Consider the following 25,827-nt stretch of genomic DNA (forward strand, 5'->3'; position numbering starts at 1 on the left):
ATCGATAGATTCAATCGGGAGAATGTCCATCGAGCCGCAGGAAGACCAGTTTGAGCGCAACCTCGAAAAGGCCCGGGCCTTCTTTAACCGGGCGGAAGAGGTGGCCAGCGCAGACAACTTCGATTATGCCATCGACCTCTATCTGGAGGGGCTTCGGCTCTGTCCGGATGCGCTGGAGGATGGACATGCCCCCCTGCGCCGCCTGGCCCTCATTCGGCAGGCCAAAGGCGGAAAAAAGCCGTCCATTATCGAGAAAGCCAAACGGCTGGCCCCCAAAAAAAACCCGCTCGAACAAATGCTCAACGCCGAATATCTTCTGGCCAAAGACCCGGACTGTCTTGCCTACGCCGAAGATATGCTAAAGGCCTGTGTGGCCGGAGGTTATCATCGAACCGCCGAGTGGATTGCCCAGCTGATTTTCGATGCCAATCGGGCCAGCAGCAAACCCTCTTTGGCGACCTATCTTCTCCTGAAAGACTCCTATGCCCAAATGGGCCTTTACAGCAAAGCCGTCGCCGCCTGCCAGCACGCCCTCGAATTGAAACCAAATGATGACGTCCTCCGCGATGAATTCCGTGACCTCTGTGCACGGATGACAATGGAAGAAGGCAAGTACGGAAAAGCCGCCGACTTCCGCAGCTCCATAAAAAACAAAGAACTTCAGGACCGGCTCCATAGCCAGGAACAGGCCGTCAAAAGCGCAGAATACAAACAAAAAGCCGTCCTCGAGGCCAGAAAACTGGTCAAACAAGAGCCGAGCGTTACCAATATTCTCCAGCTTGCCCAGAGCCTGGCCGATTTGGATACAGAGGAAAGCTGGGCCGAAGTCGTCAGTCTCCTCCAAAACAGTTACGAAAAAACCCGTGATTTCACATTCAAAAGGAAACTCGGGGAACTTCAAATCCGGCGTCTCAAAGACCAAATCCGCCAGCTTCACCGCCAACTGCAGGAAAAACCGGACGATGAGGGTCTCAAAAGCCGCTTTCAAGCCCTTACGGCACTTCTGGATAAAACCGAACTGGAACACTACAAAGAATGTCAGGAAAACTACCCGACCGACTATCAGGTCAAATACGAATACGGCCGATGCCTCCTCAAAAACCACCGCTATGATGAGGCCATCCCCTTCTTTCAGGAGGCCCAGCAAAATCCGCGTCTGCGTCCGGCCGCCCTCGACAAAGCAGGGCTCTGCTTTCTTCTGAAGGGCTGGTTTGAAGATGCGATTGACCTCTTTCAGGAGGCCCTCCAGCAGTGCCCGCCGCATGAAACCGCCCTTGCAAAAGACATAAGGTACAATCTGGCAAGGGCTTATGAAGCCGCCGGCCAAACCGACAAAGCCCTCGAAATCTACCGGAAACTGGCCCAGACCGATTACAGCTTTAAAGATGTCAGCCAGCGTATTGACAAACTGCGTTCCAAAGGCCATAATGGCTGATTCTTTAGGGGCCGGTCTGAAGGCAGGCCGGCGGACAGGAAAACAGTTTTCAGGAGACAAACGTGGCACATTCGTTATCTGCCAAGAAGCGTGTTCGTCAAAACGCCAAGCGGCGGGCCATTAACCGGGCTCGCAAGAGTGCAATTAAGACCCAGACTAAGAAGTTTCTGGCGGCCGTAACGGCTGGAAATACGGAAACTGCTCAGCAGGAGTTTAAGGCGCTGGTGCGCAAGCTGGACAAAGTGGCCTCCACCAGCACGATGCATAAAAATACGGCGGCCCGCATCAAGTCGCGCATGGCCCGCCGGCTCAATCAGATGCAGGTGAAGGCCGGCTGAACCGTCGGCACCGAAGACCCTGCTCTGACGGAAACCCAGAGGCCGTCCGCTGCGACGGCCTTTTTTATCGCAGGCGGCAAAGCTCACGGCTGCGGGGAGAAAACGTATGGCGCATCTGTTTATCAAAGACATCCAGCCCAACCAGCAAATCAACGACATCTACCTGGTCAGCCAGCCCATCCTCCGCAACACCACACGCGGCGACCTTTATATCGCCATGTTCCTGTCCGACAAGACCGGCAAGCTCAACAGCCGAATGTGGCAGGCCACCGAGGAAATCTATCAGCAGATTCCCCCGGAAGGGTATGTCCACATCCGCGGCAAAAGTGAACTCTATCAGGGGGCCCTGCAAATCGTCATCAATGACATCCAGCCGGTGGACCCGTCGAAGGTCAATCCGGCCGACTATATGCCCCGCACGGAAAAAGACGTCGCCCAGATGTACAAAGAAATGCTCGGCATTCTGGCCCAAATCGAGAACGAGCCGCTGCGCAATCTCGTATCGGCCTTTGTGAAGGATACGGAGCTGATGAAGCAGTTCTGCACAGCACCGGCGGCGATGCAGATGCACCACAATTACCTGGGCGGGCTGCTCGAGCACACGCTCAACATGCTCAAGGTTGCCAAGGCCGTTTTTCCGATGTATCCGAAGATTCAGAAGGATTTGGTCATTGCGGCCGTCTTTCTCCACGACATCGCCAAAACACAGGAGCTGTCCTACAAGGTGAGCATCGGCTATACCGACCAGGGACAGCTTTTGGGGCACATTATTCAGGGCTGCCAGATGATTGCCCAGAAGGCCGACAAACTGGCCCAGGAGGGAAAACCCGTCCCCCAGGAGATTCTGGACAACCTGCTGCACATCGTCATCAGCCATCACGGCCTGCCGGAGTTTGGAGCGGTCAAGGTACCCGCCACGCCGGAGGCCTTTATGGTCCACTACATCGACAACCTCGACGCCAAGATGAATCAGACCACCACGCTGATTGAAAACGACCCGGGCGAGGGAAACTGGACCTCCTACCAGAAATCCCTCGAAACCAAACTCTACCGCAACCGCGTCCTCGAAACGGAATGAACCGCTCTCTTTCCCCCCAACGGCAGGAAAAAAACACAACAATCGAGTTCATCCTTCTCCATCCCCTTTTGAGGACTGGAAGCACCCCTTGGGGGCCCAGAAAACGAATCTTGACTCTCATGCAAAATGATTGTATCAGTCGGGTTTCTTCAATATCATTGTGAAGCAGCCTAATCTTATGGAGACCAAAACAATGGCAGAAAACAGTCAAAACGAGAAGGCTCTCAAAAAAAAGGGGGCGGCGCAATATTTAGGAATCAGTTTGATTGTCTTCGGTATTGTCTTCAATCCATGGCTTTTGGAATGGCTGTTTCCTTCCTACATCGGAGACAGTCTGAAAGCATCAAATAAAATTCTGATTGGATTCTTTCAAATTGTTTTTCTTTTTTTTGGCTTTTTATTCTACCGAAGCCGTACCTCCAAAGATGTCAAGCGGGCTTATTTCTCCGTTGTCCTTTTGTTTTTGATGATTCTTTTTGTTGAGGGAACACTGCATCTGGTCAGTTGGTTTGTCCCCTTTGCTTCCCTGAATAATCCCAACCAGATGAAACCCATCTACCTTCTCCCGTACTATCAGGACCAGGAGTGGGCCCGACAATTTACGGAGGAACTGACTGCATACGGAAAAAGTATAGAATTTGCGCCTTATGTTAATGTAACCAGAAAAAATTTTCATGGGATGCATATTAATGTAAACGAAGACGCCTGCAGAAAAACCTGGAATCCATCATCCCCGCCGGAGCCTAATTCAATTGTAATCTTTATGTTCGGCGGCTCCGCCCTTTTTGGATACGGTTCTCGTGACGAACGCACCATTCCATCCGTATTCTCCCAGCTAATAAATCAGAATCCTTCGGGGCGCTATTATGTATACAATTATGGGCAGTTTGGGTACACTATACAGCAGGAAATTGTGAAGCTTCTTCTCCTGCTCCGGGAGGGAAAACGGCCTGACTATGTCATTTTTTATGACGGTGTCAATGAAGTCACACAGGCCTATCACACAAGGAAAGCCGGCTCAACCAAAGAAGAAGAGCAAATTCGGCAGAAAGTGGCTTATCGTTATCCATCCCCCCTTGAACATTTCTTAATCGGAATAGAGGAGGGTTTTTATAAATATTCCGCTATCGGTTCATTGCTTCAGGAGATTACCCGTCGGATTGACAACGCAGTGACTTCCGACTTTCCTAAAGATGAAACAGCGGCCAGGGAGTTTGCAGAGCAAATTGCTGAAAATTACTTAAAATCATATTCTTTGCTCGATTGCCTCTCGGTTGGTTTTGGTTTTCAATATTTATGCATATGGCAGCCGGTAATTTTTACGGAAGGTCCTTTGATAGAGAAAGACTCCGACTTCCGGGATCCTGTAAATCTTAAAAACGAAAAAAGAAAAATGCTGTATCTATATACTTACGAACTGATGCGTCAGAAAAAGTTAAAAAACTTTGTTGATTTGAGCGGCAGCCTCTCGGATCGCAAAGAACCTCTTTTTATTGATCTGTGCCATTTAAACGAAAATGGGGACAAGCAGATGGCCCAGAAAATATATACCGTTTTCAAGGAAAAATTTCTGCAATAATAAAATAATAACTATTACAAAAAACAGGGATAGCTGCCGTTTTTTTCAATAACACGCATCCGGCATCCAATTCACTCCCTGTTTTAAAGTCGGCCGATTGAAGGAAATCCTCCACCGGCTTCTATTCCTTGAACCTTTTGCTTCTCCCGAGGGTTCTGATCATCCTCCTTCACTACCCATTAACCGCAAACACAAAACCCAGAGAAAAGAAACGCCTCTCCCCTTTTTTCTGATAACTGGTCACTGATAACTGATGACTGTTGCCTTCCATCCGCTGGACGCTGGTTTCCGGTTGCTGGAAGCTGTCCTTTATTCTGAATTTGTCCCTTCCCCAATCTGCGAAATCCGTGGTTAATAAGAACGGTTTCCCTTTTTCTCCTTTGCTCCGGTTTATCCATTTTTTCTGAAATGCTCACGGTCTTTGAATCGTCTAATACAGTGTCTGTTTCGTAAAAAAGAAAAAGCAGATATTTTGTATTCGACAGAATACAGAGGGGATATGTCATGAATACAGAATCTTATTCTGATTATTCACCGACAGAACTCATCGTTCGGCACCGCAGTCTGCTTCTGCTGTACGGCCTGGCAATCTTTTTTGACACCATCAGCACCATTCATTTTATGCATCGGGGGGGCGTGGAGCTGGAACTGCACCCCCTGGTTCGCTGGGGTTCGATTATCTACGGCCCTGTGGCGGGCCCGCTGCTGTTTGCCTTTCTCTTTAAATTCCTGGCCGGTCTAATCATCCTCTTCTATATCCGACGGCTGGCCCCCTCGATTCTGCGGCTGGCCGCCTTCATATCCGTCCTGGCCGGCATTCTGAATCTCTGGGGGGAATCTCTCCTGATACATTAAAAATTTTTTATCCGTTTCATCCTTTTCTCGGACAGAGGTCCGATAAAATCCGGTGCATGAGCACGGCAGAGCCTTGTTTGCGCTCTTGAAGTTTGCCGGTCCCCCAGCATCTGCGCTGCCGTCTTTGCTCATCTGTTTTGTGCAGGTATAATAGAGTAAGAAACCCTTATAAGGTCCCGTCAAAATGATACTATGGATGCAGGCCCTTGTTGTAGTCATCACCGCGGCAGCTGCCCTGTCTCTGGGCCGCTTTTATTTTGCCCGCACCTATCAGCGGGCCGTTTGGGGAGGATTGGCGGCAATCGCATGGCTCGCATTTGTCCTGACGGCCCATCTGGTACATCTGAACACCACCTACAGCGGGCTTGACTGGGTCGCCGGCTCCCGAAATAAGTTTCTTCTGATCGGTTTTGCCTTGTGTTATGGGCTTCTGGGCCCGATTCCCCACCTGAACCGACCATGGAAAAAGACTTTTACACTGTCTATGCTGATGGTGTTTCTGCTGATTTTCCTCGGTCTGCCGTTTCTTGTCCCCCCGCTGTACAGTCATCGCCTTCGCCGGATGCCGGTTTACCTGGATGAAAACGGGGTCTGCCGGCAGTCCACCTCTTTTACCTGCGGCCCGGCCGCCGCCGTAACTGCCCTGAAAACATTGGGGCTGGAGGCCACCGAATACCAAATCGCTGTGGCCGCGGGTACCATCCCCGCCGTTGGAACCGGAATGTGGGACCTCTGTCAGGGACTGCAAAAACTCTTTGGCCCCGAACAATTGCTGTGCCGCTATGTCCGCACAGAATCGCTGGACGACCTGCCCGACGGACAGGTCATTCTGGCGGTTCTCCGCCAGACGTTCTGGCTGGACCACTGCGTTGCGGTCCTCGACATTACGCCGGAAACCGTCGTGTTTGCCGACCCGAGCAATGGGCTGTGCTCGCTGCCGAGGCGGACGTTCGAGGCCTCCTGGCGAAAAACCGCCCTGGTTCTGGCCCGTCCGGAAAGTCCCCGGGCAGACCTCTGATTCATTCGGTTTTCTCATCCGCCGCTTTCCAACCGCCCGCTTCACTGGTATAATACCCGACAAACTTTGCGCGGAGAAAAGCAATGAAACTGCCGAAAATGGATAATCCCCAGCGGTACAGCGGGTTATATATTGTCGATTTCGGGGACCACAGCGGAGTCGGTTTCCTGGCCGAAGAAGTGGCCGAACTGCTCGAAAGCGAACAGTACGCCCATATTACGATTTATAAGATTCACCGGGCCTTTCCGGACGGGACCCTGGAAATTCGGGGCGTTCGCCGGGAAGTCTTTCAGCTGGAATCCGGGATGTTTTTTTACGCCGCCGATGAAGAAAACGCCCGCCAGGACTACAGCCGTCTGGCCGCTTGTGCCGGACAGATTGAGCCCCCCGCCCGGGCCAAACTCCATTTGGCACAACTGCCGTCCGAACAATATCTTACAGCCCTGATTTATCCGGCGGAATATGAGGAGGAATTCAGCCGATGGCTGCTGGATTGTGATTACAGAACCGCCGGACCGGCGGCAGGCGGCGTCGGACAGGTGGAACTGTATTACCGACAGAACCCTGTCGTTCTGGAACGAACACAGCTCTTTAACAGCCGGTCTGTTGCTTTTCGCGGGCAGGCGCTTTTGGAAGCGGCGAAAAAGGCACTCGTTCGATGAATCCCAAATATTCCCTTAAACAACGGTTTTTCGGGTTGGTCACAGGACTGTTCCTCGGCACGAAAACCCCGCCTGTCGATACTCCAAAAAGCTCTTTTAAGGATTCTGCACAACGAATCGGCGTCCGATTCACGGAACAAATCCGAGACATCTTCCGGAAAAGTTGGCTCAAAATCCGGTAATATTTTCTTTTTTATTGGAAATTTTTCTTGACATCGTCCTATAAAATCCCTACTTTTTACAAAATTTTTTACTGTTTTCTGCGGAGTGAGATTTTTTAGGACAGAGAATGATTTCCGGCGGCGGGTTTATTAAAGAAAAATTAAACCCATAGCCGAAACACTAAAAGCAAGAGTTTTCTCCCCTCCGGAAAACATCAGGAAATCAGGATTTCCTGATGTTTTCTTTTTTTTAACCCTATTTATCGCCGAGCTTAAATTTCGAAATATCCCCGCCCTTTTCGGCAATGTACTGCACATAAACATTCAGCCGGGCTGTCAAGTCGCTGACGGCATTGGTGAGGTTGAGGATGTCTTTCTGAATGGCCTGGGCCTCGCTGCCTGCCTTCTGCGCCAGCGGGATGGCGGCAAACTTTTCCATCAGTTTTTCCAGCTGAGCTTGCTTGGATGTGATTTCGTCCACATACTTCTGGGCTGTCTTTTCGAGGGAAGCCAGGTCCATTTTGGCAGCGGCTTCTTTGAGCTGCTCGATGGAGGAGGTCAAATCAATCCCCGCCGCTTTGGTTGTTGCAGCCCCGGAAGGTGCTGAGGCCGATGATGATTCTTTCTTTGAGCAGCCCCAAACCGCCAGAACAACCGCCGCTGTGAAAATCAGAAATTGTTTCATAAGTGAGTCCTTTCAAAAAAACCAGTATAAGACTATATATATCCAGTATATACGGGCTTTGCCGCAATTCAAGAAAAAAAGAAAAAACATTTTTAAAAAAAGAGCAGGTATGTCCTGAACTAATTTAATTTTTAAAATTAAGGAGGAATTTTTCTTGCAAAATGCTCCGGCGGCCGATATAGTAATTGTAGATTAATGCTCTTTTTCTTTAATACCCTATTCAGCGGGTCAAGACGGATTTGAGTAAATAAGCTTGTTCTATTTATTGAAACCCACGTCTTGCCCAGGCAGATACGATTGTATCTGCCTTTTTTTATGCGCCCCCTGTTCCGGCGATGTCCCCCGCCGCCGTTAAGAAATTCCGTACTCCGTTAAATAAACCGCCAGAAGAATATGCCGCAGTTTGTCATCTGAGAGACTGTCCAGATACGGCTCGGTAAAATCCAGTTTCAGGCGGCCCTTGAAATTCAGCAGCCGATCTTTCAGATCCTGACGGCTTAAGGAAGACACCTCCGAACAAATACTTTCATACGTAATTTGCACACTCATTTTGCATCACTCCGGGTTTTGAACATCCTTTGGATGTATCGTGTTTTCAGGCAGGCGGAATAATCATGCAGACGGAAGAAAAAAGGGGTTTTTCGACCGGAGCCGTCCCTACAAACGCTACAGGTGTTTCGGATGAAAAAAACGTTGTCTATTGCCCCCGGAGATGATACCTTCTGGGCCGATGAGAACCGACTTGTTTGATTACGATTTACCGGAAGAGCTGATTGCCCAAAAGCCGTCCGAGCGGCGGCCGCAGTCACGGCTGCTGGTCCTGCACCGTGCCGACGGACGGCTTGAAGACCGCCATTTTACCGACCTGCCTGACTACCTTCGGCCGGGTGATTGTCTGGTGCTCAATGATACCAAAGTGCTGCCCGCCCGCTTTTTCTGCCGCAAAGCTACCGGCGGACTGCTGGAGGGGCTGTTTCTGGAAGAGACCGCAGACGGATGCTGGAAAGTCCTGCTGAAAAACGCCCGGAAAATTAAAACGGGGGCTCGGCTGACCTTTCTGGACCGCCGGGGACGGCTGTGGCAGGATTTCGAGGTTCTCGAAAAACTTCCCGAAGGGCAATGGGTCATCCGTCCGACTCTGCGGGCGGGTGCGGAAACGATTCTGGAGGTCATCGGCACGGCTCCCCTTCCGCCTTATATCAAACGGCCCGCCGTCCCCGAACACCCCGAAGAAGACCTGGCCCGCTACCAGACGGTCTATGCCCGCAGGCCGGGAGCCGTGGCCGCACCGACCGCCGGGCTTCATTTTGACAAAACCCTTCTGGCCCGCCTGGAAACAATGGGAGTCCGCACAGCGTATCTGACGCTTCATGTCGGGATCGGGACCTTTCGCCCCATTCAGACCGACAATCTCGAAGAGCACACAATGCACAGCGAGCGGTATGAAATCAGCCCGCAGGCGGCCGAAATTATCAATGCGGCAGCCAAAGAAGGCAGACGCATTATCGCCGTCGGCACGACCTCGGTGCGGACCCTCGAAACCGCTGCGGAAAACAGACAGGTCCGTGCGGCCTCCGGACGGACCGATTTATTCATTAGGCCGGGGTATTCCTTCAAAATTGTCGATGCGATGATTACGAACTTTCACCTGCCTCGCTCGACTCTGCTGGCCCTCGTCGCCGCTTTCGCCGGCCTGGAAACGATTCTGGACACCTATCGCCACGCTGTGCGTCAGCGTTATCGTTTTTACTCCTACGGCGATGCCATGCTGATTCTGTAAAAAGGAATCGCACATGACAAGTCTGAGATTTTTGCTGAACCAGACCGCCGCCGGACAGCCGCCCGTCCGCTTTGTTCTTCTGCTGGCCGCGGCGGGGCTGTATCTTTTCTTTCTGTATCAGCGTTTTCGGAAGGGCCGATGGATGAGTGTTCTGATATCTGTATTGAGCGTTGCCGCGGCCGTCTATGTCGGCCTGGCTCTGATGCTTTGGATGTTTCAGCCGCGGCTTGTCTTTTATCCGACGCGGGAGCACGACTGGCGTCCCGAAGAGGTCGGGCTGGCCTATGAACCCGTCAGGATTCACACAGAGGACGGGATTGAACTGGACGCATGGTTCGTGCCTGCCCCAAACGCTTCTTATACCATTCTTTTCTGTCACGGCAATGCGGGCAATATCAGCCATCGGCTTGATTCGCTGCTGCTCTTTCGAGACCTGGGGCTGAATTGTCTGATTTTTGACTACCGCGGGTATGGACGCAGCGGCGGCCGTCCTTCGGAAGAAGGAATGTATCGGGATGCAGCGGCCTGCTGGAAATGGCTTACGGAGATGCGCCGGATTCCGCCGGAAAACATCATTTTGTTCGGACGCTCGCTGGGCGGTTCGGTCGCCGCCAATCTGGCGGCGCGACTGGCCGAACAGACGGGGCCGCAGCCGGCCGGTTTGGTTATCGAAAGTACATTCAGCTCGATTGTCGATATCGGTCGGCACTATTATCCGTGGTTTCCGGTCCGCTGGTTTGCCCGGTTTCGGTTTGATACAGTCCAGGCCGTGCGAAAGGTTCACATTCCCATCCTGGTCATTCACAGCCCGGATGACGAAATTGTCCCGTTTGAACTCGGACAAAAAATCTTCGAAAACGCCAACCCTCCCAAACAGTTTTCCAAAATTTCCGGCAGCCACAATGAAGGGTTTCTTCAGGATTTACAAACATATCAAACGCTTTGGACGGAATGGCTGGAACAACTCAAAAAACCTGCCGCGTCGGCCTCGAAGAAGTTGAACGATAACTCTTTGTAAAAAAAAGAAGATACAGTTTTGCCTGCCGGGCGGTCCAGATGGTCTGTTCCGTAGATGCCGATGGGGAAAATAATTTTCAAAAATAGGGATTTTTCCTTATTGCGAAAAACCCAGAAAAGTGCGATATATAATATGGACGGTGAGCCAAGGGAGGTTTGGCTTATTTTGGCGGGACCTTCGGCAGGAGAATTTCTGCCGAAGGTTTTTTTATGGTGTGCGGGGGATTCTGATATTTTGCGTCCGATTTTCTCCTAAAACACTTCTTGACGCATCCAGTTTCATCGGATACAGTTTGGACCTGTTGAAAGTCCGTGCACAAGCGACAACGTCCAATATCATCAAAGCCGCAGAATGCGGCCGGAAATCGAAAGGGAAATTGTATGTTTACCACTATTGTAGATGTAACCGCCCGAGAAATCCTCGACTCCAGAGGCAATCCGACCGTTGAAGTGGATATTCTTCTGGAAGACGGGTCTTTGGGGCGGGCAGCCGTGCCGAGCGGGGCCAGCACAGGGGCTCATGAAGCGGTGGAACTGCGGGACGTCAAGTCCAAACGGTATCTGGGCAAGGGCGTTTTAAAGGCCGTCAAGAACGTCAACGAGGTAATTGCCCCGGAAATCCTCGGAATGGACGCCACGGCTCAGGAAGAACTGGATAAGTTCCTTTGTGAGCTGGACGGCACGCCGAACAAGGCCAAACTGGGCGCCAACGCGATTCTGGGTGTTTCACTGGCTGCCGCCAAGGCCGCCGCCGCCTCGTGCGGGCTGCCGCTGTATAAATACATCGGCGGCTGCAACGCCAACCTGCTGCCGGTGCCGATGATGAACATCCTCAACGGCGGCAAGCACGCCGACAACAACGTGGACTTCCAGGAGTTTATGGTGATGCCCATCGGCGCCAAGGACTTCCCGACGGCTCTTCAGATGTGCGCCGAGATTTACCACTGCCTCAAGGGAGTTCTCAAGAGCCGCGGCTATAATACGGCGGTGGGTGATGAAGGCGGCTTTGCTCCGTCGCTCAAGAGCAATGAAGAAGCCATTGAAGTAATTCTGGCGGCGGTCAAGAAGGCCGGATACAAAATCGGCAAGGAAGTCTTTATCGCGCTGGACCCGGCTACGTCGGAAATGTGGACGGGCAAAACGAAAAAATACTGCTTCTTTAAGTCCGACCCGAAGAAAGAAATCAGCGGCAAGGCGCTGGCGGATTATTGGGCGGAATGGATTCGCAAATATCCAATCGTCAGTCTGGAAGACGGACTGGCCGAAGACGACTGGGAAGGCTGGGCCTATTTGACGGAAAAGGTCGGCCAAAAATGCCAGCTGGTCGGCGATGACCTGTTTGTCACCAACACCAAACGGCTGGCGATGGGAATTGAAAAGGGCTGTGCCAACTCGATTCTCATCAAGGTCAACCAGATCGGCACCCTGACCGAGACGATTGAGGCCATTCAGCTGGCCCAGCGGAACGGCTATACGGCCGTCATCAGCCATCGCAGCGGCGAGACGGAAGACTCAACCATTGCAGACCTGGCTGTGGCTACCGGTGTGGGGCAGATTAAGACCGGGGCCCCCTGCCGAACCGACCGAATCTGCAAATACAACCAGCTGCTGCGGATTCACGAGGAGCTGGGAACCAGCGCCCGGTACGGCGGCGAGATTTTCCGCTACGTGTCATAGCCAGACCGAAAAAATGACAACAGAGGCCCTTGGTTTGCCAAGGGTCTCTGTTTTTTTAGTCTTTCGGCGGTCCAGAACCGATAGAATTTCTATGCCGACTCGAATCAATCTGATAATTCGTTTTCTCTTTTTTTGCGTGTTTTTCACCATCGGGGCCGGCACCGTCACATTTTCCATTCTTCTGGAACCGGAATTGAGCACCTATTTCCGCAACCGCCAGGCCCTCGCTCAGCTGGAGGAGGAAAACAGGCGGCTGGCGGAGCTGACGGAAAAGTACCAGATGCAGATCGACCTGATTCATCAGGAGCCGAATCTCCTCCGCCGGCTTGAATTGGTTACATTCGGAATGGCTTACCGGTCCGGGAGCGGGGATGCCGCAACGGTACCGACATTTGACAGAAATCTGCAGGAAACCGCCAAAGCCGTCCTGGAGGAGATTGATTCCAAACCCGAACAAGCCCCGCTGCCGGCATGGTTTGAACGATGCATTCAGCCCCGAATTCGCCTGTCTCTCTTTCTGGCCGGCTGCGGCCTGGTTCTTGTCACATTCCTTTTCTTTGGAAGCACCCCGGAATCCGACGATTCCTTCGGCAGGCATTTTAACTGAACCAATTGCTCGCAGTGTTCAGGGGAATGCGGCTCTGTTTTATCTGCATTTATGAAAATAGGAACCTTTTCAGTGAAAACGGAGGGAATGCCGATATACTTTTAGAACCGTTAAACGGCATATCAGTATTAAAATCTTTATTTTTGGATGATTATAGGACCGAAAGCAATGGCTCCCAAAAGTAAAAAGAAAACGCGTGACCGCCAGAGCCGCTCCGCCGAACAGGCGGCTCATTTGTATAAACTGGCTATTGAGGGCATCCTGCTGGCTTTTTGTATTTTCCTTTTCTTCAGCTTGATCAGTTTTCACCTCGGGGATGAACCGGCCGGGTACATCTGGCCGACCAACAATCCGGTCAGCAACTGGTGCGGGCGTGTCGGAGCTTTCTGCGCCTACTACCTGATGGTGTATGTCGGCCCGGGGGCCGTCCTGGCGGTGTTTGCCGCTGCTCTGATGCTGGTGATTCATCTTAGCGGTCATCCGATTACCCAAATCAATCTGCGTCTGATTGGTCTGCTGCTGCTGACCGTCTCGACTTCGGCAAGCTGGTTTCTGCTGTGGCCGCACGAGCCCTTCCTGTTGTACCGGCACGGGTCCTTCCCGAGCGGCAACGGCGGAATTCTCGGCATGGCCGCCGGAATCTTTCTGCGAAAAAATCTGGCGCTGTTCGGTACGGCTCTGGTTTTGGTCTCGGCCTGGGCCGTAGGAGCTGTCCTGCTGGCGGACAGTTTTGTGCTGGCTGCCGTCCGCGGCTTTGGTCATCTGATGCTGCGCATCTTCGGACTGGCCGGTCCGGCCTGGACGGCGGCGCAAAAGCATTCGCAGGCCCTCGGAGACATCTGGTCGCGGCTGAGCGAAAAACAAAAGAAAGAGACCACGAAGCTTCAGGAAGCCCTGCGGCAAAAGCGAGAGGCATCGGACAGTGCCGCCGCCGCAGAGAAAGAGAAGGAAAAGGACAAAGCGGTCCTGCCGGCCAAACCGGTTCAGCCCATCGCCGAGGAAAAGCCGATGGAGCCGGCAGCTGCTTCCGAGCCGGTCTCTGCCGCCTCCAAAGAACAGGACGAGCAAACCGTCGTTCCGGCAGAACCCGCCAAAAAACCCAAACAGCCGGCGGCCAAACCGGAACCCTATATCCCGCGAACCTATGATGACTATCAGTTTCCGCCGCTGGAGCTGCTGCGGGAACCGGAACCGAACTTTACGGCCGTTCAGGAAAAGATGGTCGAGCAGAAGGCCCGCACGCTGGAGGAACTGCTGCAGGAGTTCGGCATCGAAGCGGAGGTAGTCAATGCGGAGCCGGGCCCGGCAATTACGATGTATGAGCTGCAGCTGGCGGCGGGCGTCAAGGTCAATCAGATTTCCAACCTGGCCAACGACATCGCCCGAGCCCTGGGCTCGGGAATGGTGCGGGTGGTGGCCCCGCTGGCGGGCAAGAGCACCATCGGCATTGAGGTGCCCAACAGTCAGCGGGAGATTGTTCGGCTGCGGGATTTGATTCTCAAAGGGGGCGCCGCGGCTTCCAAGATGCAGATTCCGCTGTTTTTGGGCAAGGGGTCCTCCGGCGAGGTGCTCGTATCGGATTTGGGCGCGATGCCGCATCTGCTGATTGCCGGCACGACCGGTTCAGGCAAGAGTGTGTGCATTAACAGCATCATCACATCGATTCTGATGACCCGCCGGCCGGACGAGGTCAAACTGATTCTGATTGACCCGAAGATGGTGGAGATGGCGGCCTTTGAATCGATTCCGCACCTGATGTGCCCGACAGTGACGGAAATGCGCCGGGCCGAACAGATTCTTCAGTGGGCGATGGAAAAGATGGATGAGCGGTATGAACTGCTGGCGGAGGCCAAGGTTCGCAATATCGCCTCCTACAACAAACTGACGCCGGAAGAGCTGATTGAACGGTTCCAGCCGAGCACGCAGGAGGAAGAGGCCCAAATCCCCAAGAAGCTGCCTCATATTGTCATTGTGATTGATGAGCTGGCGGACCTGATGATGACCAGCGCCAAGGAGGTGGAGTCGTACATTGTGCGGATTGCTCAGAAGAGCCGGGCGGTCGGGATTCACCTGGTTCTGGCGACGCAGCGTCCGCAGGCAACGGTCGTCACCGGCCTGATTAAAGCCAATATGCCCGCCCGCATCGCCTTCCGCGTGGCGGCTCGGATGGACAGCCGAATCATTCTGGACCAGAACGGCGCCGAATCGCTCCTCGGGCAGGGCGATATGCTGTTTTTGATTCCGGGCACAAGCGACCTGATTCGTGCACAGGGAGCCTATCTGGAAGACGACGAAATCCGCAACATCGTCACCTTCCTGAAGGACGTGGCTCAGCCGCAGTTCCATCCGGAGCTGATGCAGCTGAACCGGGCCGACCTGACCGCCGGACAAAAAGACGAGCTGTTCGACGAAGCTGTTCGGATTGTGCTGGAAACCCAGCGGGGCAGCGTATCGCTGCTGCAGCGGCGGCTGAGCATCGGATATGCCCGGGCCTCCCGAATCATTGAAATGATGGCGGCGGCGGGGATTCTGGGGGAATACAAAGGCAGCCAGGCCCGCGAAGTCACAATGACCCTCGAAGAGTATGAACAGATGAAACGCAATCAGCTGCCCGACCAGGTGGCTCAGTATGAAGACCTCTCCGGACGGGAAGAAAAGCACGAAGTCCGCACTGACGAAGAGAACGAGGAGTCGGAGGACTCCGACGAGGATGAGTACCTTTCCCCGACGGAAATCATCAACGAGGAAACCTCCTGACTGTTTCGGCGGAATTCTGCAGACAGACCCGTCCGGCGGAGTCCGTTCCATTCACAAAAAAACCCGGCCGATTGCAGGGCCGGGTTTTTTATTGCATGAATCTGTCTGAACCTACTTGACGTGCAGGACGGAATTGTATTCTCCGAACGGATTGGGCTCGGCGTTTTCGTTGTAGGGGTCCTGCTGCCACTGGCCGTCCACAACCAGCCGATACCGGTAGGTTCCCTTGTTGAGCGGGAGCTTGAGAATCCACTTGCCGTTTTCGCCGGCCCGCTGCATCGGGGTTTGTTCCGGAATCCAGTCGTTGAAGTCGCCGGCAATCTGGACGGTCTTGGCCCGCGGATACAGGGTCGAGAAGATGACCGTATCGCCTTCCTGACGAACACCGTAGAAGTCGGCGATTTTCTCTTCGAAGGTGCGGGTGTCCCTGGGCTGCGGCGCTGCAGCGGAGACCGCCGCGGGTTCTTCCGCCGCCTTGCGGGGTTCTTTGATGGTAGCCAGCAGTTCTTCGGCGCTGGCGCTGATGGACTGGAGGCGTGCCTCGAGGGTATCAACCAGTTCAGCCTTGTGAACCAATGTATCGGTGCCGATCAGCTCCTCAGCCAGATTGAGAAAATCTTTATACCCCTTGCTGGCCGGGTCGTATTCGCTGATGGGCTGTCCAAGGCTGGCGGCTTCCTTCAGTTTGGTATTGAAGTTGACAACCGTCTGGAACATCCGGTCGCCGAAGTGCTTGCGAAGCTCCGCCAGAATCTCGCGTCCCATTTTGGTGCGAATGTCATACATGCTGGCCAGCACCATCAGGTTGACCTTCTGCCGGCACTGTTCGCAGAGTACCTGAAGGGTTTCCAGCTGTTTGCTGAGGCCGTGCAGAGAAAAGTAGCCCATCTCGACCGGCACAATCACATCGGAAGCCGCCCGCAGGGCATTGAAGGTCAGCAGCCCCACCGACGGAGGACAGTCGATAATCACATAATCGTAATCGGCCCGGACCTCCTCGAGAACGGATTTAAGGCAGTTTTCCCGGTCCATAATGCCGGACATTTGGGATTCAAAGGCTGCCAGGTCTATGCTGGAGGGGGCCAGTTCGAACCGCTCACTGATTTGCCAGAGAATTTCCTTGAGCCGAAGCGGCTCACCGCGTGCTTTGCCGATTAAGACATCATAAATGCTCTGTTCAATCTGCTCTTCGGGGACGGCCAGACCGACCGCACAGTGGGACTGCGGGTCCAAATCCACCAAAAGTGTCCGATATCCTTTGGCAGCCAGGGCACTGGAGAGGTTGATGGCAACTGTTGTCTTCCCGCATCCGCCCTTTTGATTGATGATGGCTACGGTTCTCATAGAAACTCCCTTTTCTAAGTCCCGCAAGGGGTTGCTGTTTTTTGGCGTTCGTATCTTAATTTTCGTCAAACTATGGCGGAATCTTTAGTTTTTTATCGGACAAAAAAAGAAAAAAGCCGTTTTTAATATTAAGAAGGGGGCCTATTTGGAGACATTGGGACTCTGATTCATTCCGTAAGCAGCCGGAAAAAAGTAGATGATTTTGCGGCCGTTTGCCGATAAAATAGGAGGTTTATTCCTGCTGAAAAGGTTTGATTCAGAGGAAAATCAGGAGATTGCAGAGATGACGGAAGAACAAATCATCCAATGGATGTACGAGAAGATTAAACGGGACGGTTTTACAAACGCTACGTCGCTGGCGGAAAGTTTTCTGCAGGAACACCGAATTACGGATGTTCTGGACCCGGCATTTTCCCTGACATTGGATGTCGGGTTTAAGGTAGCCCAAGAAATCAAAGACCGGCAAATGGCCTCATTTGCCAGCTAAGGCGGCTAAACATTTCTCTATTTTAACAGAAGGTTCCAACGGAGGTTTTCTGTTGTTTACGGAATCAGGGCATTGTATATCGGTTGTACCCACTTTTCGTTAACCACATCGTAGAGGATAAAATCGGAATCGAATTGCCAATAGGCCCAGCTGAATCCGCATTTTTCGGCGGTGCGGGCGACAAAGGAGATATAACGGACGCGTGAGTCCATATCGGCCTTGTCATACGCTCCGAACTCGCCGAGGAAAATGGGGCGATTGTTCTTCTGGGCCCATTCCTTGACTTTTCGGAAATCCTCCACAACGGCTTCCTCATCGGCGGCACTTCGCGGCCAGATGATGCCGGTTTTGTCGGCGTAGGCGGGTGTCCAGCGTGCCCCCTGATGGGTAAACTCCATCGGCTTGTAGTAGTGAACGGTGACAATCAGTTTGCGGTCATCCTCCGGCAGCTGCAACGATGGGAGGGCATCGACGGAGTTGTAGTGTGCCGGACCGATGATAACGCCCCGTGTCGGATGGGATTTTCGGATGACGGCCAGGGCCTCACGAAAGTATTCATTCCAGAGCTCCTCCGTCAGCTGCCGGTTGGGCTCATTGAGAATCTCAAAGAGCACGGTCGGCGGGGCGGTCGCAAACTCGGCGGATATCTGCTCCCAAAAGGCCAGAAATTTGGCCCTGTGTGCAGCCGGGTCGGAACCCATTGCATTGTATTCGTGCAGATCAAGGATGGCCACCAGACCGGCGTCCAGGGACTTCTCCACTGCCCAGCGAAGGGTCCCAAGCCACTGCGGGTCCAGCGAATACGGCGGCTCGTCCCGCATAAACCGGAACGGGTGAAGATTGATGCGGACGCTCGAAAAGCCGGCCTCTTTGAGCATCTTGAAATACGGCTCTTTGAAGCGGGCCTGCTGGGGCGAACGCCAAATCGGGTCATAGCCGATAATGTTGACGCCGCGTCCGATTTTCTGATTGAGTGTAAAAATGTCCATTTCTTCTGAAGCCGCCTGAAGAACACCCGCCAGCGGGATAAGAGCCGAGAAAAACAGCATAAGTTTCTGCATAAATTATCCTTTTTTGAGCCGCAAATATTTACAATTTCATTTTCATAATACCTCCCTTTCGGCGCAAAGTCAAAATTAACTCCTTTTGTCTGCGAACTCCCGCTCGATTTCTTCCAGCGACTTGCCTTTGGTTTCCGGCAGGAATCGGAGGATGACAAAAAACCCGAAAAGACAGATGGCCCCGTACAGCCAGAATGTACCGTGAGGCCCCAGCGAGCGGTTCAGATAGGGAAAGGCCAGAGTCAGCAGGGTGCAGGCAATCCAGAGGGAAAGAACGGCGACGGCCATAGCCGCCCCGCGGATGCGGTTGGGGAAAATCTCGGAGATAATCACCCAGGTAATCGGGGCCAGGGACATCGCATAAAAGGCGATGGCCGCCAGGACCAGCAGGAGCATAAAGACGCCGCGGACCTGCAGAAAATAGCCCGTGCCGAGAACGGCGTAAATGCCGGCCAGACCGCCGGCGCCCAGGAGCATCAGGGCCTTGCGTCCGAGGCGGTCCACCGTATAAATCGCCGCAAAGGTAAAGAGCAGATTGACCGTGCCGGTGATGACAATGTTGAACAGGATATCGCCGACGGAATAGCCCGCCGCGGCGAAGATTTCCTGTGCGTAGTTAAAAATGGAATTGATGCCGCACCACTGCTGGAAGACCGCCAGAAAGACCCCCAGTGCGATGATTTTCAGCAAACCCGGCTCCAGCAGGTCGCGGAATCGGACGGAGGCGATTTCCTCCTGGGCAAGCGTGGCCTGAATGCTGTCGGCCTCCTGACAGGCGTATTCCCACCCGCCGATTTTTTCCAGAACGGTTCGGGCCTGATTGAGTTTGCCGTATTTGACCAGCCAGCGCGGGCTTTCCGGCAGCAGGAACATCAGGACAAAAAAACCGAAGGCGGGCAGGGTCTCTGCTCCGAACATCCACCGCCAGCCGACCCGGCCGTGCCAGCCCGCCAGAATATCCGCAGAAGAGGCCTCCGGCGATAAGGGATGCGAGCGGGCCAGCATCCAGTTGACCCACTGCGCCGCCAGAACCCCGATGACGATGGTCAGCTGATTGATGGAGACCAAACGGCCTCGAATGGGTGCCGGAGACATCTCCGCAATGTACATCGGGGACAGGTTGGAGGCCAGCCCGATGCCCAGTCCGCCGAGGATGCGGGCCAGCGAATAATCCGTAAGCGTTTGGCTGAAGGCCGTCCAGAGGGCCGAGACGGTAAACAGAAAGCCCGCCCCAATCAGCAGGCGTTTGCGTCCGAACCGGTCGGACAGCACGCCGGACAGCACGGCCCCGAAGATACAGCCGACCAGAGCACTGCTCTGGGCCCAGCCCCGCAGAAACGGGGTGTCATCCGTAATTTGGAAATAGGGTTCGTAAAAGGGTTTGGCGCCGCCGACAACTACCCAGTCATAGCCGAAGAGCAGCCCTCCCATGGCGGCCACCAGACAAACCCGCCACAAAAAGGCCCGGTTGTATTCAACGGCCCCGGCATCCAAGTTCGATTCTTTGTGTGTCATCGTGCTCCTTGTGTTTATTATTTCCGTGCATCATCAATCGCCCGAAACATCGCCAGAAGGTTTTCGGTTGGGACATTGCTCTGGACATTGTGGATGCTGTTAAAGACATAGCCGCCGTTTCGACTGAAGATGTCGATGCGCTCCCGCACCTGCCGATAGACCTCCTCGGGCGTTCCGAACGGCAGGGTCTGCTGGGTATCGACGCCGCCGCCCCAGAAAACCAATTGGTCGCCGAACTCGTTCTTGAGCCGAACGGGGTCCATGTCCGCCGCAGAACATTGGACGGGATTGAGCACATCGAACCCCGCATCAATCAGGTCCGGAATCAGCGGATAAATGGAGCCGCAGGAATGAATGAAGACTTTCCATTTCGTCAGCTTATGGATTTTGTCATTCACGGCCTTCTGGAATGGCTTGTACAAATCGCGGTACATCTGCGGGCTGAGAAACGGCCCCCGCTGCGTGCCGAAATCCGTGCCGCTCACAAAGACCACCTGCACCTTATCGCCCAGCGCGGCGGCCAGCCGTTCAATGTTCTTCAGGCCGATTTCGCACTGATATTCAAACACCTTATACACATAATCCCGGCGGGTTACCGTAGAGACGTACCATTCTTCGACATCCCGGATGCCCCGGGGGTGTTTGAGCCACGGGGCGGGCACGAGGGCGATATCCCCAAAGGCCAGCCCGGGGAAGGTCAGGTAGATTCCGGCATCAGTGTTTTCGTAATACCAATCGACCTGCCGCTTGAAATGGGCGATGTCGGCCTCGGAGAGCAGCCCGAACTCCTCGCAGTTGTCCCGCCAGTCCAGTTTCTCCTCCACGATCGGCTCCTGACGCCGAATCGAATCCCAGAACCAGCTGTGTTTGGGCATTTTGGCACAGGGCGGGACGGTTGTATCCCCCTGCGGGTACATCAGCAGGTCGCCTTTGGCATCCGTGGTCCAGTTGAATCGCTCCGGCACAAGAACCTCCGTGCCGTCGGCGGGCATTCGGAAGGGTTTCCAGCCGGTGTTTTCAAAGCCGAACATATTGCAGCGGGGATGGACGCCCACGACATCCAGACCCAGTGCCCGGCGCAGCGGCTCGTCGATTTCCCCGAGCATCTGATAGGGCTCGATGACTTTAACACGATAATCCGGCTCTCCCAGCACTGCCTGCCGGAGCCGATGGACGGCACAAACCCCCATTCCCGTCTGCCCCCCGGCCCCGAAATCCACACAGAGCCGATCGGGTATCTTGTGGTCCAGAACCGCCTGAAGACGCTCTCGAGACGTCCAGGATTGTGTATTTGTCTTTTTATTCATCCGTTTTCTCCACACCGGTGCGGCCTTCCGCCTTCCTCCTTTTTGCCCTTCCGCAGAAAAAGCCGGCAATCACGCCGTTTCTCCCTCTGAAACCGCCGACGGCTCCGCAGGGACAAACCGCCGAATCAGGCGGACGGCATCGTCCACTATCACATACAGACAAGGCACCAGAATCAGCGTCACCACCGTGGAAAAGAGAATTCCAAATCCCAGCGAGATTGCCATTGGAATCATAAAGCGAGCCTGCCGGGAGGTTTCAAAAATCATCGGCGCCAGTCCGCCGAAGGTCGTCAGCGTGGTGAGCATCACGGGACGGAAGCGGCGGACAGCCGCCTGATGCATCGCCTCAAAGGCCGAAAGGGCCGAATCTTCCCGCCGGAGCCGGTTGGCATAATCAATCAGCACCAGCGAATCATTCACCACCACGCCGGACAGGGCCACAATCCCCATCATGCTCATCACCGACAGCTCATAGCCCATCATCAAATGGCCCAGAACCGCCCCGACGATTCCGAATGGGATGGCCACCATCACAATCACCGGCTGGACATAACTGCGAAACGGGATGGCCAGCATCGCATAAATGGCCGCCAGCGCCATCAGAAACCCGCGCCACAGCGACTGCATGCTCTCGGCCCAGTCGGCCTGGCGCCCCTCCCAGGCGTACGACAGCCCGGGAAAATCGTACTGAAGCTTCGGGAGAATCTCCTGAACCAGGGTCTCTTTGACCTGATTGGTCTGGCCGATGGGTTCGACATTTGCGGTTACGGTCACTGTGCGGCGTCCGTTGCGCCGATTGATACTCGTATAGGAACGTCCGCGCTCCACCGAGGCCGCCTGACGGAGAGGAATTTCCGTTCCATAAGGCGTTCGAATCAGCAGCTCCTCGACATCGTATTCGCTGCGGCGCTGTTCCGGGGGAAATTTAACCCGAACTCGAATTTCATTGCGTCCCCGCTGCTGGCGGAGGGCTTCAGCCCCGTAAAAGGCGTTTCGAATCTGTCGGGCGATTTCCCGAACCGTCAGCCCGAGGCTCTGGCCTTCCGGGGTCATGCGGAAATTGAGCTGCTGCTTGCCGGGAGTGTACCCGTCGTTGATATCCTTGACATTGGGAAAATCCGCCAGCAGAGCCGCCAGTTTTTCGCTGGCCTGGTCCAGCACCTCGATATCCCGATGGCTCAGTTCAATCGTCAGCGCCGCTCCCGAGCCGGGCCCGCCGCGGTCGGCCTCAAAAAGAATGGACTCCAGACCGGGAATCTGCCCGACCTTCTCCCGCCACAGCTGCGCGACGCGTGTGGTGCTGATGGGCCGCACACCCGGGTCCGTCAAAAAGATTCGGACATCAATGCTGTCTTCATCCACGACGGCAAAGACCCCTTTGCTGAGCCGCTCCTTTCCGTTTTCCTCGATGATTTCCTGCGCTTTTTCCATCAGCAGGCGGCAGACCGCCATCACCCGCTCCTGAGCACTTCCGAAGGGCAGCGTCGCCCGCACGGCGGCGAAATCCGACTCGACCCGCGGCATCAGGATCATCCCGATTCGTCCGCTGAGCACAATCCCCAGCACAATCAGAAAACCGGAAAACCCGACCGCGACGGTCAAAAACCGTACATGAATGCTGCGGTCAATCAGCGGAGCCACGACCGAGTCCACAAATCGCTCAAACTGACGGCTGAAGGCCTGCTGGCGGCTGTGGAGAAAAACCGCCAGAGGATGACGGCTCCGCGGGCGGGTGTGGGCCAGATGCGCCGGCAGAATCAGCAAACTCTCCACCAAGGAGATCAGAAAAACCGTAATAACCACCAGCGGAACCGTCTTCCAGATTTTGCCCATGACACCTGGGATAAAGTAGAGAGGCAGAAACGCTGCAATATTGGTTAAAATGCTGAAACTGACGGGCATAGCGACATCCCGGGCCCCCTGCACGGCCGCCCGAAAGAACCCCATGCCCCGCTTGCGGTACTCGTAAATATTTTCTCCGACCACAATCGCATCATCCACCACAATACCCAGGGCGATGATGTAGGCAAACATGGAAATCATATTGATGGTGACATCCAGACTGGGCAGGAAGAGAAAGGAACCGAGAAACGAAATCGGAATGCCGAGCATCACCCACAGCGCCAGCTTGATTTCCAGAAACAGCCCCAACAGCAAAATCACCAGCATCAGACCATAAAAGGCGTTTTTCAACAGCAGGGTCAGCCGCTGCCGATAGACATCCGCCCTATCCTGTGTAATGACCCAGCGGACTCCTTCGGGCAGCTGCGGTTCCAGCCTTCTCATCGCCCGCTGAACGGCCTCGGAGACTCCAATCGGGGTTTGGTCTCCCACCCGAAAGACGCTGATGCCGACGGCCCGTTTGCCGTCAAAGAAAGCCATCCGGTCCACATCGGCAAAATCATCCCGCACCTGGGCGATATCTTCCAGCCGAAGGACCGTGCCGGAGGCGGTTGTGACAATCGGAATTTGAGCAAACTCCCTTGCCCAGAGGCGACGTTCGGTCACTCGCAGCAGGATTTCTCCGCCGCTGGTTTCCACATGGCCGCCGGGCAGCTCCAGTGCCGCCGCCCGAATGCGGTCCGCTACCGCCTGAAGCGTCAGGCCGTAGGCCCGAAGCGTCTCCTGCGGAATCAGAACCTGCAGTTCATAATCGCGGGCGCCGGCCAGTTCCACCTGGGTAATGCCCGGCTCCTGCAGCAGCCCGTCGCGGACCTCCTCGGCCACCTCCCGCAGAACCCATTCGGACACATCCCCGTACAGCTGAAGTTCGACAATCTGCTGGCGGCGCATAGCCAAAGAGACCCTCGGCCGTTCGGCATCCTCCGGAAAGGTTGTGATGCGGTCGATTTCCTGTTTGATATCCTGATAGACGCGCTGGCGGTCAAACCCTTCAATAATCTCCGCTGTGACGGTGCCGAATCCTTCCGAGGCAACTGCGGTAATCTCTTTGATGCCTTCCAGACCGCGAATCGCCTCCTCCACGGCCAGAATGATGCCCTGCTCCACCTCCTCCGGACTGGACCCCGGATAAGGCACGCGGACAATCACCAAATCCAAATCAAACTCGGGAAAGACTTCCTGACGAACATTCAGGGCGAAAAAGAAGCCGCCGACCAGAAAGACAATCATCATCAGATTCGGCGTGACACGGTTGTCCGTCATCCAGCCGATCAGACCGCGGGTATCCTCCGGTGCCGGACGATGATTCATAGAGCGCCTCCTGACGAATCAGAAAGAACGTTCTGGGGTCCGGAGGGCTGCTCCGTTCGAAGAAGCATTCCGTCCACAGCACCGGACAAATCGGTGGTGACAATCCGCTCTCCGTCTTTCAAACCGTCGCGGACATAAAGCACCTCCTGGCCCCGAAAAACCGTCCGGATGGGGCGAATCCGCAGCCGATTCTGCTCATCCATCAGCCAGACCTGACTGCCGTTTCGAATGTACTCGCGCGGAACAGCAAACACATCGCGGGCCTCCCGTCCGATGATTTCAGCCCGCACATACGAACCCAGAAGCAACGGCGGCAGCGTCTGTCCTTCGGGCGACTCCAGCGGCGAAGACACAGAAACCAGAAGCCGGGCCATCCGCCCCTGCTCTTCCAGATGCGGCAGAAGCCGCAGCACCCGTCCGAGGCGGAAAATCTGCTGTCCCCACGCCGGGTCGGTGATGCGCACCTCCGCACCGCCCTCGAACCCATCCGCAGGAATCTCAATCCAGGCCAGCTGATCAACCGGCACCAGCACCTGAACCCAGAATTCATCCACCCCAACCAGCGCCGCCAAGGGGGTGGTGGGAGAAACGCGAGAACCCAGTTCGGCATATTTGGTCCGAATCACAGCCCGAAACGGAGCGCGGACGGTACACCGCTGCAGGTCCAGCTGCGCCTGGCGCACGGCCGCCTCCGCCGCTTCTGCAGCCGCTTTTTTAGCAGCCAGATAGGGGCGACGAAGAATCAGGTCCTCATCCGCTTCGTCCGGAACCTCCCCGAGCATCCGATATTCCCGCTGGGCAACCCGCTGACTGCCCTCCTCAATCTTCAGAGCCAGCCGCGCCTGCTCCAGTTCACTCTGCCTCTGCGCCAGAGCCGTCTCGTAATTGCGTCGGTCAATCTCATACAGCATCTGTCCCGCCTCCACAATCCCGCCGGGCAGAACCTCAGGAGCCATTGTTTCCACCAGACCGGACACCTCCGGATAGAGCACAACCTCCCGGGCCGCCGTGACGGTGCCCATCGCCTGAATCACCACCGGCAGCGTCTGACGGCAGAGAGTCTGCACCGTCACCAGCCGCGCCTGCTGGTCAGCCGGACGACGCGGAGCCCGGGGGCGGGTTTCCAGCTGATACCGAAAATACAGGACCGCCGCCGCCGCAATCAGCAGCGGCAGAAGATACTGTACAAAGAACCGAAACACCTTTCTCCACGTTCCGGCTGACGAAGTTAATTCCTTACGATTTTGCATC

The 25,827-nt window shown here is 54.7% G+C and carries 21 protein-coding genes; 13 read left to right on the plus strand and 8 right to left on the minus strand.

Annotation, left to right across the window (positions count from 1 at the left end; genetic code table 11):
- Positions 1-22: 22 nt before the first annotated feature.
- The 7 genes from WHS88_09030 (at position 23) to WHS88_09060 (ending at position 6,965) form a co-directional block, all read left to right on the plus strand.
- The gene (locus tag WHS88_09030) at positions 23-1,435 is read left to right on the plus strand and encodes a tetratricopeptide repeat protein (GenBank protein ID MEJ5260318.1); all 1,413 of its coding nucleotides are present in this window, start codon (positions 23-25) and stop codon (positions 1,433-1,435) included.
- A gap of 62 nt (positions 1,436-1,497) precedes the next feature.
- Positions 1,498-1,773, plus strand: a complete 276-nt coding sequence (gene rpsT, locus WHS88_09035) for a 30S ribosomal protein S20 (GenBank protein MEJ5260319.1) — start codon at positions 1,498-1,500, stop codon at positions 1,771-1,773.
- Between the two features lie 106 nt (positions 1,774-1,879).
- Complete coding sequence (locus WHS88_09040) at positions 1,880-2,851, plus strand: HD domain-containing protein (protein MEJ5260320.1); 972 nt, start codon at positions 1,880-1,882, stop codon at positions 2,849-2,851.
- Between the two features lie 178 nt (positions 2,852-3,029).
- On the plus strand, positions 3,030-4,430 hold the full coding sequence (locus WHS88_09045) for a hypothetical protein (protein MEJ5260321.1): 1,401 nt from the start codon (positions 3,030-3,032) through the stop codon (positions 4,428-4,430).
- 504 nt (positions 4,431-4,934) lie between these two features.
- Positions 4,935-5,285: a hypothetical protein gene (locus WHS88_09050; GenBank protein ID MEJ5260322.1), complete on the plus strand. Its 351-nt coding sequence runs from the start codon at positions 4,935-4,937 to the stop codon at positions 5,283-5,285.
- Between the two features lie 184 nt (positions 5,286-5,469).
- Positions 5,470-6,303: a cysteine peptidase family C39 domain-containing protein gene (locus tag WHS88_09055; GenBank protein ID MEJ5260323.1), complete on the plus strand. Its 834-nt coding sequence runs from the start codon at positions 5,470-5,472 to the stop codon at positions 6,301-6,303.
- 83 nt (positions 6,304-6,386) lie between these two features.
- Entirely contained in the window at positions 6,387-6,965 is a 579-nt protein-coding gene (locus WHS88_09060) for a hypothetical protein (protein MEJ5260324.1), read from the plus strand.
- A gap of 417 nt (positions 6,966-7,382) precedes the next feature.
- On the opposite strand, the gene WHS88_09065 is transcribed toward WHS88_09060, so the two are convergent.
- Together WHS88_09065 and WHS88_09070 are read right to left on the minus strand one after the other, a co-directional pair.
- Positions 7,383-7,811, minus strand: coding sequence for a hypothetical protein (locus WHS88_09065; protein ID MEJ5260325.1), 429 nt, complete (start codon positions 7,809-7,811; stop codon positions 7,383-7,385).
- Positions 7,812-8,162: 351 nt separating this feature from the next.
- Positions 8,163-8,360 carry a hypothetical protein gene (locus WHS88_09070; protein MEJ5260326.1) on the minus strand — a complete coding sequence of 66 codons (198 nt, stop codon included), beginning with the start codon at positions 8,358-8,360 and terminating at the stop codon, positions 8,163-8,165.
- Positions 8,361-8,523: 163 nt separating this feature from the next.
- Here WHS88_09070 and queA point away from each other — a divergent pair, with 163 nt between their 5' ends.
- From queA to WHS88_09095, 5 genes are all read left to right on the plus strand, one after another.
- Positions 8,524-9,591, plus strand: a complete 1,068-nt coding sequence (gene queA / locus WHS88_09075) for a tRNA preQ1(34) S-adenosylmethionine ribosyltransferase-isomerase QueA (protein MEJ5260327.1) — start codon at positions 8,524-8,526, stop codon at positions 9,589-9,591.
- Positions 9,592-9,604: 13 nt separating this feature from the next.
- On the plus strand, positions 9,605-10,609 hold the full coding sequence (locus WHS88_09080) for an alpha/beta hydrolase (GenBank protein MEJ5260328.1): 1,005 nt from the start codon (positions 9,605-9,607) through the stop codon (positions 10,607-10,609).
- Between the two features lie 380 nt (positions 10,610-10,989).
- On the plus strand, positions 10,990-12,285 hold the full coding sequence (eno, locus tag WHS88_09085) for a phosphopyruvate hydratase (GenBank protein ID MEJ5260329.1): 1,296 nt from the start codon (positions 10,990-10,992) through the stop codon (positions 12,283-12,285).
- Positions 12,286-12,376: 91 nt separating this feature from the next.
- A complete protein-coding gene (locus tag WHS88_09090; protein MEJ5260330.1) occupies positions 12,377-12,892 on the plus strand; it encodes a hypothetical protein in 516 nt (171 codons plus the stop codon).
- A 168-nt stretch (positions 12,893-13,060) separates the two neighbouring features.
- Complete coding sequence (locus WHS88_09095) at positions 13,061-15,649, plus strand: DNA translocase FtsK 4TM domain-containing protein (protein MEJ5260331.1); 2,589 nt, start codon at positions 13,061-13,063, stop codon at positions 15,647-15,649.
- 111 nt (positions 15,650-15,760) lie between these two features.
- Here the strand turns inward: WHS88_09095 and WHS88_09100 are convergent, their stop codons facing one another.
- Complete coding sequence (locus WHS88_09100) at positions 15,761-16,993, minus strand: AAA family ATPase (GenBank protein MEJ5260332.1); 1,233 nt, start codon at positions 16,991-16,993, stop codon at positions 15,761-15,763.
- Positions 16,994-17,276: 283 nt separating this feature from the next.
- On the opposite strand from WHS88_09100, the gene WHS88_09105 reads away from it, so the two are divergent.
- Complete coding sequence (locus tag WHS88_09105; GenBank protein MEJ5260333.1) at positions 17,277-17,480, plus strand: hypothetical protein; 204 nt, start codon at positions 17,277-17,279, stop codon at positions 17,478-17,480.
- Between the two features lie 56 nt (positions 17,481-17,536).
- Here WHS88_09105 and WHS88_09110 read toward each other — a convergent pair whose 3' ends face one another.
- The 5 genes from WHS88_09110 to WHS88_09130 all read right to left on the minus strand — a co-directional run bounded on the left by WHS88_09110 (position 17,537) and on the right by WHS88_09130 (position 25,826).
- Positions 17,537-18,541 carry a glycoside hydrolase family 5 protein gene (locus WHS88_09110; GenBank protein MEJ5260334.1) on the minus strand — a complete coding sequence of 335 codons (1,005 nt, stop codon included), beginning with the start codon at positions 18,539-18,541 and terminating at the stop codon, positions 17,537-17,539.
- 75 nt (positions 18,542-18,616) lie between these two features.
- Entirely contained in the window at positions 18,617-20,056 is a 1,440-nt protein-coding gene (locus WHS88_09115) for a sugar porter family MFS transporter (GenBank protein ID MEJ5260335.1), read from the minus strand.
- Between the two features lie 17 nt (positions 20,057-20,073).
- The gene (locus WHS88_09120; GenBank protein ID MEJ5260336.1) at positions 20,074-21,363 is read right to left on the minus strand and encodes a uroporphyrinogen decarboxylase family protein; all 1,290 of its coding nucleotides are present in this window, start codon (positions 21,361-21,363) and stop codon (positions 20,074-20,076) included.
- A 69-nt stretch (positions 21,364-21,432) separates the two neighbouring features.
- Complete coding sequence (locus WHS88_09125) at positions 21,433-24,576, minus strand: efflux RND transporter permease subunit (protein ID MEJ5260337.1); 3,144 nt, start codon at positions 24,574-24,576, stop codon at positions 21,433-21,435.
- Positions 24,573-25,826, minus strand: coding sequence for an efflux RND transporter periplasmic adaptor subunit (locus tag WHS88_09130; GenBank protein MEJ5260338.1), 1,254 nt, complete (start codon positions 25,824-25,826; stop codon positions 24,573-24,575). The genes WHS88_09125 and WHS88_09130 overlap by 4 nt, the downstream gene beginning before the upstream one ends.
- Between the last annotated feature and the right edge of the window lies 1 nt (position 25,827).

The organism is Anaerohalosphaeraceae bacterium, assembly GCA_037479115.1.
Taxonomy (GTDB): domain Bacteria; phylum Planctomycetota; class Phycisphaerae; order Sedimentisphaerales; family Anaerohalosphaeraceae; genus JAHDQI01.

Bases quoted from the DNA above. Each gene is read 5' to 3' on its own strand.
- WHS88_09115 (MEJ5260335.1), bottom strand. From the start codon at position 20,056: ATGACACACAAAGAATCGAACTTGGATGCCGGGGCCGTTGAATACAAC.
- WHS88_09070 (MEJ5260326.1), bottom strand. From the start codon at position 8,360: ATGAGTGTGCAAATTACGTATGAAAGTATTTGTTCGGAGGTGTCTTCC.
- WHS88_09050 (MEJ5260322.1), top strand. From the start codon at position 4,935: ATGAATACAGAATCTTATTCTGATTATTCACCGACAGAACTCATCGTT.
- WHS88_09100 (MEJ5260332.1), bottom strand. From the start codon at position 16,993: ATGAGAACCGTAGCCATCATCAATCAAAAGGGCGGATGCGGGAAGACA.
- WHS88_09030 (MEJ5260318.1), top strand. From the start codon at position 23: ATGTCCATCGAGCCGCAGGAAGACCAGTTTGAGCGCAACCTCGAAAAG.
- WHS88_09125 (MEJ5260337.1), bottom strand. From the start codon at position 24,576: ATGAATCATCGTCCGGCACCGGAGGATACCCGCGGTCTGATCGGCTGG.
- WHS88_09065 (MEJ5260325.1), bottom strand. From the start codon at position 7,811: ATGAAACAATTTCTGATTTTCACAGCGGCGGTTGTTCTGGCGGTTTGG.
- WHS88_09090 (MEJ5260330.1), top strand. From the start codon at position 12,377: ATGCCGACTCGAATCAATCTGATAATTCGTTTTCTCTTTTTTTGCGTG.
- WHS88_09105 (MEJ5260333.1), top strand. From the start codon at position 17,277: ATGACGGAAGAACAAATCATCCAATGGATGTACGAGAAGATTAAACGG.
- WHS88_09045 (MEJ5260321.1), top strand. From the start codon at position 3,030: ATGGAGACCAAAACAATGGCAGAAAACAGTCAAAACGAGAAGGCTCTC.
- WHS88_09060 (MEJ5260324.1), top strand. From the start codon at position 6,387: ATGAAACTGCCGAAAATGGATAATCCCCAGCGGTACAGCGGGTTATAT.
- WHS88_09040 (MEJ5260320.1), top strand. From the start codon at position 1,880: ATGGCGCATCTGTTTATCAAAGACATCCAGCCCAACCAGCAAATCAAC.
- WHS88_09110 (MEJ5260334.1), bottom strand. From the start codon at position 18,541: ATGCAGAAACTTATGCTGTTTTTCTCGGCTCTTATCCCGCTGGCGGGT.
- WHS88_09130 (MEJ5260338.1), bottom strand. From the start codon at position 25,826: ATGCAAAATCGTAAGGAATTAACTTCGTCAGCCGGAACGTGGAGAAAG.
- WHS88_09055 (MEJ5260323.1), top strand. From the start codon at position 5,470: ATGATACTATGGATGCAGGCCCTTGTTGTAGTCATCACCGCGGCAGCT.
- queA (MEJ5260327.1), top strand. From the start codon at position 8,524: ATGATACCTTCTGGGCCGATGAGAACCGACTTGTTTGATTACGATTTA.
- eno (MEJ5260329.1), top strand. From the start codon at position 10,990: ATGTTTACCACTATTGTAGATGTAACCGCCCGAGAAATCCTCGACTCC.
- WHS88_09095 (MEJ5260331.1), top strand. From the start codon at position 13,061: ATGGCTCCCAAAAGTAAAAAGAAAACGCGTGACCGCCAGAGCCGCTCC.
- WHS88_09080 (MEJ5260328.1), top strand. From the start codon at position 9,605: ATGACAAGTCTGAGATTTTTGCTGAACCAGACCGCCGCCGGACAGCCG.
- WHS88_09120 (MEJ5260336.1), bottom strand. From the start codon at position 21,363: ATGAATAAAAAGACAAATACACAATCCTGGACGTCTCGAGAGCGTCTT.